Source organism: Acidobacteriota bacterium (assembly GCA_039028635.1).
In the GTDB taxonomy this organism is placed as follows: Bacteria; Acidobacteriota; Thermoanaerobaculia; order Multivoradales; family JBCCEF01; genus JBCCEF01.
Window position 1 is genome coordinate 105,495 of record JBCCHV010000013.1, and the last position, 6,479, is coordinate 111,973.

The 6,479-nt window shown below is 68.2% G+C and carries 4 protein-coding genes; all 4 read right to left on the reverse strand.

Features of this window, described 5'->3' with window-relative positions; translation table 11 throughout:
* Positions 1 to 53: 53 nt before the first annotated feature.
* Positions 54 to 944 (reverse strand): hypothetical protein, encoded by an 891-nt coding sequence (locus tag AAF604_07915; protein ID MEM7049568.1) that lies wholly within the window; start codon positions 942 to 944, stop codon positions 54 to 56.
* Positions 941 to 3,706, reverse strand: a complete 2,766-nt coding sequence (locus AAF604_07920; GenBank protein ID MEM7049569.1) for a serine/threonine-protein kinase — start codon at positions 3,704 to 3,706, stop codon at positions 941 to 943. Before AAF604_07920 ends, AAF604_07915 begins: the two co-directional genes overlap by 4 nt.
* A gap of 169 nt (positions 3,707 to 3,875) precedes the next feature.
* Complete coding sequence (locus AAF604_07925; GenBank protein ID MEM7049570.1) at positions 3,876 to 4,571, reverse strand: hypothetical protein; 696 nt, start codon at positions 4,569 to 4,571, stop codon at positions 3,876 to 3,878.
* Positions 4,572 to 4,587: 16 nt separating this feature from the next.
* Positions 4,588 to 6,479, reverse strand: a 1,892-nt coding sequence (locus tag AAF604_07930) for a hypothetical protein (GenBank protein MEM7049571.1), incomplete at its 5' end; no start/stop codon positions are given.

Genomic DNA, 6,479 nt, shown 5'->3' on the forward strand with positions numbered 1-6,479 from the left:
GCCGAGCCGGAATCGCAAGACCGACTGCCGATTCCGGCTCGTCGGGCGATTTGCTAGTCGCTCGACAGGTCCGGTCGCTCGTCCGGATCCTGCACGATCACCGTGATCAGCGGTCGCTGGGTCGGGATGAACGCATAGGGATAGAGCCGGATCCTCCGGTCGACGGCGTCGAACACTCCGATGGCGTCGGGGCCGGACCACCAGGCTCCCGCCAGCGGGAAGAGGCCCGGACCCTCCGGAATCTGTCGAATCACCGGTGGCTGCAGCTCTCCCGAGAGGCTCCCGAGGAAGTGGAAGGTGGCGGTCAAGGGGTCATAAAAGGCCGGGCGGTCGGTGTCCGTTCCCGAGATCTCCCAGGTTCCGGCGATCGGGCGCCAGTCGGCCCCCGGAATGCCGTAGGTGCTGCGGATGGGCTCGAAATCGCTGCTCGGGTCCAGGAAATGCAGAACGTAGCCGGCCGTGTCCGGCGTGTAGAGGCCGAGGTCGTCCCGGCCATCGCTGTCCCAGTCACCGACGAAGGGCCAGTCTCGAGAGGTGGTCGTGGGAAGGCTCAACGGATCCCAGCGTTCGAGCTGACCGTTCTCGAAGCGGAAGCGGGTCAAGACCCCCGTGCTGGGATTCCACAGGCCCGGCTCATCGATTCCATCGCCCTCCCAGTCACCGGCCAGCGGGATTTGCGGCTGCGGCATCGCGGCGAGGGATTGGTCTTGACAGAGGGGAGCGATCGGCGCCGGCTCCGGATCGTCCGTCAGCGACCAAGTGCAGAGGGTGATCAGGCTCGTGCCTGGGCGGTGCCAGCCGATCTCGTCGTAGCCGTCACCATTCCAGTCGCCGGCGATGGGGATCAGCTCCGGCAGCGGTATGGGCAACCTGCCCTCGGCGAGGCCGGGTAGCGTGAAGAGCAGACTGAGGAGGGGGGCTGCAAGTGCGGGTCGTAGCTTCATGGCATCTCCTCGGGTGTTGGGTTGACAGGGGTTTCGGGAGTCCAGCCGGAGGTTTCGAGCCACGCCGCCAGCTCTTGGCGACGGGGATCCTCGGGACGGTAGAGGTCGAGTGCCCTTTGTGACAGCTCCTGGGCTTCGCTGGCCGGGCCGGCGGTCTCGAGCAGGGCGCGGGCCAGGGCCCAGGTGGTGTCGGCCCGCAGGGAGCTGTCGCCCTCTTTCTGCCGGAGCTCGAGAGCCCGCTCCAGATGGGGTATTGCCTGGCGCGGTCGGCCGAGGTCGATCAAGGCCTCGCCACGGCCGGTGTGGGCGTAAGCGAGGAGGGGATCGTCGGCCGGAACGGCGGCTGCCCACAGCTCGAGGGCGCGGTCGTATTGCGGCAGGGCGCGGCCGGGCTGGCCGTTGCGGCGGTCGACTTCGGCCAGGTTGTAGATCAGCGATGCGACTTCGAGACTCTCCTCGCCGTCGCGGGCGGTGGTGATCTCGAGGGCTTGCCGGTAGGCGCGCCGGGCTTGCTCGGACTGCCCGAGCTCGAGGTGGGCGGAGCCCAAGTTGGTGAGGATGGCGGTGGAGATGGGATGCTCCTCGCCCAATCGCTGACGATAGATCGCGAGGGCCTCGCGGTAGTTCTCCAGGGCGTCGCCGGCTCGGCCCCGGGTGAGCTCGAGATTGGCCCGGGAGGCGAGGAGGGCGGCGGTTTTGGGGTGGGTTTCGCCGTGATGCTGGAGCGACAGCTCCAAGGCTCGCCGGTAGACGCTTTCGGCGGCGTCGTAGTCGCCGTCCTGGAAGCGGAAGTTCCCCAGGTTGGTGAGCAAGGCGATGAGCCGCGGATGATCCGCGCCGAGGCTCGACTGGTAGACCTCCGCGGCCTGTCGGGTGAGCGCTTCCGCTGCTTCGGCGTCGCCCTGCCGAGCGCGGGCGTTGGCCAAGCGCGCGAGGCTGCGGCCGACCTTCGGGTGGTCCGCGCCATGGAGATCGGTCTGCAGCTCGAGGGCGCGCTGCTGCAGCTCGACGGCGCGTCCGAGGTCGCCACGTCGGTTGTAGAGGGCGCCCTCGACCGCCGCCAGCTCGGCGGCGAGCGCCTGTCGCTGGCCGATCAGGGCGAGCAGCGCTTTGCCTTCACTGGCGATGGTGAGGCCGCGATCGGGCTGCGAGCGCAGGTAGCCGACCACCCGCGCCAGGTGGGTGAAGGCCTCGACGGCGGTGCGGTCGTCACGTCCCGCCTGGGCGGCGAAGAGCGCCCGGGTCAGGCTGGCTTCGGCCGCTTCGGGTTCGGTTTGGAGCTCTTCGAGGATGCCGCGGCGCAGATGGGCTTCAGCGCTCAGCGGGCGAAAGCCGATCGCCGCCGCTGCGTCCTCCGCCTGCCGCGCCAGCTCGAGGCCGCGCTCCCAGCGCCCGGCTTCGGTGTGGGCGACGGTTTCGGCGAGGAGCCGACGGACTTCGCCGATCGGGGCCTGTTGATCGGGTTGCGGTTGCGGCATGACCAGCCGGTTGAGGGCCTCGTTGTCGGCGCAGGAGGCGAGCGGCGGAAGGCCCGAAATGGCCAGCGGAGCGCGATCGGCGAGTGGCCGGTCGGCGGTCGCCAGCAGGCGGACGAGGGCCGCCGTTTCGGCCAGGCGACGATCGAGGCAGGCCATGCGCAGATCGAGCAGGCCTGCCGACTGTTCACCCCGTTGGTGGGTTGCTCGGCAGGCCTCGGTGCGCTGCTCGACCCAGGAGTCGAGTCGCCGGTCAAGGGCGTTGCCGGTGGTTGTCGCCAGGGCGGGCGAGGACTGCGCCGCCAGGCGCTCCTGGACGGCAGCGCGCTGGCTCGCGGACCACACCGAATCGGCCATGGCGCGGCTACCGCTGCAGAGATCGCGGTCGCGGGACTGGCGCTGGCCGGCCACCAGGCCGAGGGCCAGGAGGCCAAGGCCGACACCAGCGGCGCCGAGCCAGCGAGTGGTGCGGGGCGCCTCTTCGAGGGCGTCGAGCAGCGCCTCGAGATCCGGCCAGCGCTCCTGGGGATCGGTGCGCAGGCCACGCTCGAGGAGAGCGCGCAGGCGTTTGGGGATGGCCTCCCGGGAGGTCGGTTCGTCCAACGGATGGGCGCCGCCGAGGGCGCGCCAGAGGGCGACGCAGACGGCGAATTGATCCGACGAGGCGGTGGCGCCGGCGCCGGCGACGAGCTCCGGGGCCATAAAGGCCGGAGTGCCCGGCGAGGGGCCTGGGCCCCGGGGCTCTTCGCTCTCGAGACGACGCCGGGCGAGGCCGAAGTCGACCACTCGCGGCCGGCCATCGTGGCCCAACATGACGTTGCCGGGTTTGAAATCACCGTGCACGATGCCCTCGCGATGGGCCGCCGCCAGGCCGCGACCGGCGGCGAGGAAGGCCTGCAGAATGTGGCGCCGCGATCGCCGGCCCTCGGCGAGCCAGGCGTTCAGGCTGAGGCCTTCGACGAGCTCGGTGGCGAGGTAGACCTGGGAGCCTTCGGAACCGGCGTCGTAGACCGGCAAAACGTTGGGATGGGTGAGCTGCGCCAGCGCTTTGGCTTCGCGGAGCAGGCGCCGGCGCGCCCGATCGCTGTCTGGCGAGCGCAGAACCTTGAGGGCGACTTTGCGGTCGAGCTGGGGATCCCAGGCGGCGTAGACCCGCCCGTGGGCGCCTTCGCCGGCCAGCGCCAGGACCACATAACGACCGATGGTGGTGCCGCGTTCGAGAGCCGGGCTCGACTGCTGGTTGCTCGAATCGAGCGTTTCGGTGGGAGGGGCAGGAGGCGCAGCCATGGCAGAGCCTCGCCGGCTGGCGGTGCCCCCAGGATACGAATATCGCTCCGCCAAGCCATGGGGCGAGTGAATAGGAGTGTATCAAGAGATTCATCGCAAGCTCCAAGAAGGAGAGGACGGCCCCGGGGACGGTTTGAGTCGTCGCCCCCGGGACCGGCCGAGTTCCGCCCTAGGGTGCTTCCTCCGAAGAGTCCGTTCCGTCCTCGCGGGCGAGGGCCCGGCGGAAGGCATCGACGGCCGCCGCGTCGCCGATCAGCTCCGCGGCCGTCCGTTGATGGGATTCCTGGGGAAACCGCAGTAGCTCACGGGCGATCAAGGGACGAAACTCCGGGAGAGCCTGACGCGCCTTGGCAGCGATGGCATCCGGGGAGTCTCCTTGGCGAGCCAGGCCTTCGGCGCTCACCATGACGATCCACGGGTTGTCCGATTCGAGGCCGGCCCGCAGGGTGGTGAGACCCTCGGCACTCTCCGAGCGGGCGAGGAAGAGAACGTCGGCGGGGTCTTCGTAAACGTAGGCGTTGGCCAGAGCATCACGATCTTCATCCCGGCTTTCGCACCAGGTCAAGAATGCTTGCGATGGAGAGCGTCCCTGGATTGCGCCGCCTTCATCGACGGTGAAGGGGAAAGGTGTCTCCCGGGTGATCGCTCGTTGCGCCGCTTGCAGCAGGAGGTCGACATGCTCGGCCCTGCCGTGACCACTGCGAATCAGCAGATAGGCGGCCTCCTGGCGTTCCTCCTCGACGGTCGATTGAGTGAACTGCGCTTCCGCTTTGGCGACCGTCGAGTCCAGCTCCTTCGAGTCGCCATGGGCTGGGACGATCCAGATCATCGGCAGGGCGAGGACGATTCGGAAAATTGCTCTCATCGGTTCCACCTTTCGATCACTGGGGAAGGGTCGGTGAGGAGTTGTCGGCATCGAGGTCGATGAATTCCTGGGGATTGACTTGCAGGTGCTCGTCCACGAGTTGGCCATCGCGATAGATCAAGTAGGTCGGATAGATCTGCCGCCGAATCGGATCCGGATCGAGCTGACCTTGGTGGTCGATCTCGGGAAGCGCCCAAATCCACGGGGTGGTTTGACCGATGCGAGCCGAAAAGTCTTGGCATCGGCCGAAGATGTTGGTGGGGCAGTCGTTGATCGCGGTGTCGATCGCCTGGCCCTTGCGGCCCAACCGGCCCTGGGTCAGGAGATAGGTACGGTTCAGGCCGTAGCGACCGAGGGTTCCGTTGGCCGGGTGGGCTTCCGGGGCGGCCTTGATGAAGGTGCCGCAGGGATCTGGCGTGTCTCCGAGGACCGTATCGGCCGAGCTGACGCTGGTCGCCGAGGAATTGGAACCCCCGATCAGGCGGTAGCGCAGTCGGGCGAAGGCTCGGTAGTCGCCTTCATCCAGGACGTCGTCACTGTCGATCTGGTCGGCGGGTCGGTCGTTGGCGGAGTTGGCGGTCAGCCAAGCGTTGATGTAGCGCCGGTCGTCGTCGGTTTCGAGAAATTCCGGGAATCCGTTCAGGTATTTGATCATCAGGCCTCCGCAGGAAGCGAAGTTGCTGGTACTGAGTCGCAGGTTGAGGTTGGCCTTGTCGCGCAACGGCTGCAGGTCCTGCCGGGCCTTCGGCTCGTCGATGTAGGCCACCACCGTGAGCTCCTGGTCGGTGATCGTGGGGAGACACGTCGTCTCCGCCGTGGCCACCGTGTCCTGAGAGAGGTTGAGCTCGCCGCCGAAGGGCCAGCCGCCGAAGGTCGAGCCGGAGGCGTTGGCGAAGATCGGGGTCTCGCCGTCGCAGCAGTCGGTGACCTCGATTTCGCCGTTGAAGGCGCCGCCGATGGGGAAGGGGTTTTGCTGGGCGACTTCGAGGCAGGGATAGGTTCCGCTGCCGCCGCCACCGCCACCGCCGGTGCTGGTGAAGAAGGAGGCGCTGCCGAAGATGCCGCCGGTGGTGGCCTGAATGAACGAGAAGCCACCTCCGAAGCCTCCGATCACGCAGCCTCGGAATGAGGCCACCTGGCCGTAGCGGCCGAGTACCTCGAAGCCGATGGTGGCGGTGATGCAGGCGTAGCCGTGGGTGTCCCAATGACAGCCGAAGGAGATCTCGAACTCGAGCTCCATGAACAGGGAGTAGACCTCGAGGCGCAACGGAATACGATCGCCGACCTCGAGGCCATCGAGGACGCCGCGCACCAGCTGCTGGGTCGTAGGGTCGAAGGCCAGCACCTTCTGGCGCTGGCGCCGCCGGTAGCGGTAGAGGGAGAGGCAGAAGCCGAAGGCGGCCTCCGGGGCGGCCTCGATCTTCTGGCGGCTGAACCCCTCTTGCAGGAAGAGGCCCGGGCCGCCGGGGTCGATCTCACCGGCTTTCCGGTTCGGATTGCGCCGCATGTCGACGCTCTGTTTGCTGGCCCCTCCCGGCGCCTTGATCTCGAGAGAGACGGTGGTCTTGGGGACCTGGCCGTGGCCGGTCGGGCGGCCATCGATCAGGAGATCGATGGTGCCGATGGGAGCGCCGGGCTCGACCTCGAGCAGGCCGGTGAGCACTTCCTCGTCGGAGTTCTCGACGTCGAAGACCCGCACTCGCGGATCACTGCTCGAGACGGTGGATCCACCGAGGTTGGCGCCGGTGAGCAGCAGCACGTAGAGATTGCCCTGTTCCGGCTCGCCGGGGGTCCAGACGTCGACCACCGGGCCCGGTGGCACCACCCGGCCGGCGGCGCCGGTGCGGCCGGCCGGGGCATCGACGACCAGGTTGTAGAAGTCGATCACCCGCGGATCACTGCAGTCGA